The sequence below is a fragment of the Actinocorallia lasiicapitis genome (assembly GCF_054778695.1).
The window spans coordinates 1-2,480 of record NZ_BAAGZI010000587.1 but is presented as its reverse complement, the minus strand read 5'-3'; the positions used below and the strand labels follow the sequence as shown (position 1 = coordinate 2,480).

Annotated in this window: 4 protein-coding genes; 1 reads left to right on the top strand and 3 read right to left on the bottom strand. The window is 70.4% G+C overall.

Features of this window, described 5'->3' with window-relative positions:
* The 3 genes from ACYVE7_RS32540 to miaA all read right to left on the bottom strand — a co-directional run.
* A partial coding sequence (locus ACYVE7_RS32540; RefSeq protein ID WP_460370217.1) for a helix-turn-helix domain-containing protein occupies nt 1-265 on the bottom strand: 265 nt, incomplete at its 3' end.
* A 46-nt stretch (nt 266-311) separates the two neighbouring features.
* Nucleotides 312-1,118 carry a diaminopimelate epimerase gene (gene dapF, locus ACYVE7_RS32535; RefSeq protein WP_460370216.1) on the bottom strand — a complete coding sequence of 269 codons (807 nt, stop codon included), beginning with the start codon at nt 1,116-1,118 and terminating at the stop codon, nt 312-314.
* Nucleotides 1,115-2,005, bottom strand: coding sequence for a tRNA (adenosine(37)-N6)-dimethylallyltransferase MiaA (gene miaA / locus ACYVE7_RS32530; RefSeq protein WP_460370219.1), 891 nt, complete (start codon nt 2,003-2,005; stop codon nt 1,115-1,117). Before miaA ends, dapF begins: the two co-directional genes overlap by 4 nt.
* Before the next feature lie 109 nt (nt 2,006-2,114).
* Between miaA and ACYVE7_RS32525 the strand changes: the two genes are divergently transcribed.
* Entirely contained in the window at nt 2,115-2,315 is a 201-nt protein-coding gene (locus tag ACYVE7_RS32525) for an antitoxin (RefSeq protein WP_460370214.1), read from the top strand.
* Nucleotides 2,316-2,480: the final 165 nt, after the last annotated feature.

Sequence of the window (2,480 nt, the reverse complement as noted above, 5' to 3'; positions counted from 1 at the left end):
ACCCCTGCGCGGCGACCGCGTACCCGGCGGCGGCCTCGGCGGCGGGCATCGGCACCGACTCCCAGGCCGCGCGGACGACGTCGGCCGGGAAGAACCCGACCGCGGCGGTCACCACGTCGGCGTCGACGTCGCCGAGCACCCCGGCCCTGCCGCGCATGTACGGGCCGATGAACCCCTCGACTCCGGTCGTGCGGCCGAACTCCTTGGCCTCGCGCGAGAACATGAACGCGCCACCGAGCTGCTGGACGTAGTCCTTGACTGTCATCCCGACTCCCATCACCGAATCACGTTCTAGTGATGGTAGCCCTCGGCTAGAGAACCGTCTCGCCCTCGGCGACGAGCACCGCGGGACCGCGCAGATAGCTGGTGCCGTCCGCGAAGATCACGGTGACCCGGCCGCCCAGCACGTCCACGATCCACTCCGACGGCTCGGTCAGCGGATCGGAACCCTCCAGCAGCGCCGCCGCGACGGCCGTCGCCACCGACCCGGTGCCGCAGGACCTGGTCTCGCCCGAACCCCGTTCGTACACGCGCATCGACACATGGCGCGGCCCGACGGGCTCGAAGAGCTCGACGTTGACGCCCTCGGGGAAGTCCTCCGCCGAGAACACGGGCGCGGCCGTAAGATCGAGCCCCGCCACCGGATCGGGGATCCGGCAGGCCAGATGCGGGTTGCCCACCGAGACCTTCCGGCCCGAGTAGAGCGCCCCGCCGACCGTCGCCGACGAGGAACCGAAGACCACCGGAGCACCCATGTCTATGGTGACGTCCCCGGCCTCCCCCAGCGTGACGATCTTCTCACCCGACCGGGTGGCCACCGGGAACGAGCCGGGCACCGCCAGCCCCGCATCCACCAGATAGCGGGCGAACACCCGGATGCCGTTGCCGCACATCTCGGCGATGCTGCCGTCGGCGTTGCGGTAGTCCATGAACCATTCGGCGTCCGCGTCGAGCCCGGCCGCCTTGCTCCGCACGACCCGCAGGACACCGTCGCCACCGATGCCGGCCCGCCGGTCGCAGAGCGCCGTGACCCGCTCGGGAGTGAGATCCAGCTCGCCGTCCGGATCCGGGAGGATCACGAAATCGTTCTCGGTGCCGTGGCCCTTGGTGAATCTCATGAGCAGATCCTAAGCGCTTGATCAACCAGGTCGGGGGCGTCGTAGGGGAGCCAGGAGATCCGCGGGTCGCGCCGGAACCACGACTCCTGGCGGCGCGCGAACCGGCGGGTCGCCCGGACGGTCTCCGCCCGCGCCTCGTCCTCGGTGAGCTCCCCGGCGAGGAACCTCAGCACCTGGGCGTAGCCGAGCGCGAGGCCCGCCGTCCTGCCGTCGCGCAGGCCGAGCGGTTCGAGCGCACGGACCTCCTCGACGAAGCCCGCCTCCCACATCCGGTCGACGCGCAGCGCGATCCGCTCGTCCAGTTCGGGACGCGGCACCAGCAGCCCGAGCTGGACGGTCGCGGGATCGAGATAGGAGTGCTGCGGCAGGTTCGCGGTGAACGGCCGGCCGGTGATCTCGATGACCTCCAGCGCCCGGACGATCCGCCGCCCGTTGCTCACCAGGATCGCCTCGGCGGCCGCCGGGTCGAGGCCGCGCAGCCGCTCGTGCAGCTCAGCCGGACCGGCGACCGCGAGCTCGGCCTCCAGCCGCTCCCGGACGGCCGGATCGGTCCCGGGGAACTCGAGATGGTCGAGCGCGGCCCGCACGTAGAGCCCCGACCCGCCGACCAGCACCGGCACCCGGCCCCGCCCGCGCAGCTCGGAGATCACGGTCCTGACCAGACCCTGGTACTCCGCGACACTGGCCGTCTCGGTGACGTCCCAGACGTCCAGCAGATGGTGCGGCACGCCCCGCCGCTCCGCCATGGTCATCTTGGCGGTGCCGATGTCCATGCCCTTGTAGAGCTGCATGGAGTCGGTGTTGACGGCCTCACCGCCCAGCCGGAGCGCCAGCTCGACGGCCAGATCTGACTTGCCCGCCGCGGTCGGACCGACCACGGAGATCACATTCACCACGAATCAACTGTTTCCGGCTGGGTACGAATGGTCATATCGGGCGCGGAAATCGTGCGCCCGTCTTCAAGTATCGGGGCTTGCAGGTATCGGGGGATACGCGATGTCGTTCGTACAGAAGTTCATGGATCTGGTCGGCAAGAACTCCGACAAGGTCGGCACGGCCGTCGACAAGATCGGCGACATGGTCGACCAGAAGACCGGCGGCAAGTACAAGCAGCACGTCGACACCGTCCAGCAGAAGGCCAAGGAGGCCGCGGACGACCTGGCCAAGAAGCAGAAGCCGAAGGACGGCCCCGCCTAGACCGCCGTCCAGAGCGCCGCGAAGTAGCCGACGCCGTAGGGCGCCTCGTCGGCGAGCAGCACGCCGTGGAACTCCCGATCGCCGGCCGCCCCGGCGAGGACCTGCCACGCCGCCCGTCCGGCCGCCATCAGCTCCCGCGACTCGCGCGGATCGAGCGCGGCCAGC